A 305-nucleotide genomic window follows, 5' to 3' on the forward strand; every position below is an offset into this window, starting at 1 on the left:
CCACCGTGCGGTCGGGGGCCGAGATCAGCAGTTCACATGCGAGTTCGGTCCGCATCCGGCGGAGCAGCGCCATCGGACCACCCTCGTCGTTACCGAGCACGCGGAACAGTTTCCGGCGCGAGACCCCGCACGCCTCCGCGATGCGTTCGGTATTCAATGCCGGATCACTCAAACGCGCACGGAGAAATTTCACGACCAGTTCGCGATCGAAGACCTGACCGCCCGAGGCCGCCGGGTAATGGCCCGCGCCGAGCGCCAGCGCGGCCCCGAGGATCTCTACCCCGGCAGTCAGCAGGGCAGTGGAA

Annotated in this window: 1 protein-coding gene; it reads right to left on the bottom strand. The window is 66.9% G+C overall.

The annotated features are described in order from the left end of the window. Positions 1 to 305, bottom strand: a 305-nt coding sequence (locus GV790_RS29650) for an AraC family transcriptional regulator (protein ID WP_163818125.1), incomplete at both ends; no start/stop codon positions are given.

Source organism: Nocardia cyriacigeorgica (genome assembly GCF_010858045.1).
GTDB lineage: Bacteria > Actinomycetota > Actinomycetes > Mycobacteriales > Mycobacteriaceae > Nocardia > Nocardia cyriacigeorgica_E.